This is a genomic window from Streptomyces sp. LS1784, assembly GCF_020103755.1.
GTDB lineage: Bacteria > Actinomycetota > Actinomycetes > Streptomycetales > Streptomycetaceae > Kitasatospora.
Window position 1 is genome coordinate 1 of sequence record NZ_JAHSQD010001062.1, and the last position, 1,292, is coordinate 1,292.

Annotated in this window: 2 pseudogenes; both read right to left on the minus strand. The window is 75.5% G+C overall.

Annotated features, from left to right (window positions below):
* Window positions 1-237, minus strand: a pseudogene (locus KS423_RS45615) (hypothetical protein); the annotation flags it as partial.
* Window positions 238-351: 114 nt separating this feature from the next.
* A pseudogene (locus KS423_RS45620) lies at window positions 352-1,292 on the minus strand (hypothetical protein); the annotation flags it as partial.

Consider the following 1,292-nt stretch of genomic DNA (forward strand, 5'->3'; position numbering starts at 1 on the left):
GGGCCCGGGGCCGGCCGCCGGGGCCTCAGGGCCGTCGGGGCCCGGGTCGCTACCGGTCGGAACGTCGCCGGACGGGCCGTCACCGGCCTTGCCGCCGCTGGGGCGGCCGGTGGCGGCGCCCTCCGGATCCTGCTCGTCCTCGGCACCGAGGTCGCGGAAGACCGAGGCGAGGAAGCCCGGTCGGGGGAACTGGACGGTGGCGGTTCCGTCGGACTGGCCGTCTGCTGAGTACTGCATCGGTCGTCGTTCCCCCATGCTCGTCCGGCGCCTGCCCGGGGCGACCGGAGAACCCGCGGGCCCGCCCCTGCCGGACATTGTCCCCCGAACAGGCGCAGTGGTCAGCCAAGCCGCTCAGTTGGTCCGAGTGTTGGTCAGGTGCAGACCGATGTAGCCGACGTAGATCCGGCCACTGCCGGAGCAGTCGTCCAGGTAGTGCAGCCGGGGCGCGGTGCGACCGCCACCGATCCGCAGGTGCGCGCCCATGAACGCGCGCCGGGAGGAGTCGACGCACTCCGGCACCGGCAGCATCCGCTCGCGCTTCCACTTGGTGTGGCTGAACACCGTCCGGGACTCCCCGCGGACCGCCTTGCGGGGCGGGAACCGGCGGCAGCCCTCGGGGGTGCGCTCGCACCACTGCTTGAAGTCCCCGCCGGCCGCACCGCGCACGGCGGCCTCGGCGTACTCTTGAAGGGCGGTCAGCCCGTCCCAGGCGAGCCGGGCCCAGCCGGCGCCGGCGCACTGGAGCTCGTCCAGGGCCAGCGCGTTCTTCTGGTCACCGGTGAAGGTCACCAGCGGGAACTCACCCAGTCTGGCCATGAGTTCGGTGAAGGTCTCGGGCGTGCCACGGCGATCGTGGGGCTGGGCGGCGGAGTGCGGCCCGACGGCCGACCCACTGCCCGGTGCGACGCAGTGGCGCCCGGTCAGGGCGCGGGTTCCGGAGCGGAGACGGCCCTCCCGGATGTCCCGGCCGTCGCGGCCCTCCCGGCCCTGGCCCCGCTCGCGGTGTTCGCGGCGCTCCAGCCGCAGGGTGTGCCGGACCCGTTCCAGCTCGTCGGCCCTGGCCTGCTGTTCGGCGCGGTCCTGCTGCTCCTCGCGGGCGAGCGCGGCCAGGTCGGCGCCCTGGTACGGGGCAGCCCGACCGATCGTCCGTTCGACGGCCTGCTCGACGACGTGCTCAGCCGCCCGCTCGGTGGCCTGCTGCGCCGTCCGGCGGAGCTGCGGCGGCGGGACGCGCAACACCGGGACGGCCGCCAGCGGCGGTGGCAGCGGCTGGTCCGCGGCCAGGCGGCGCG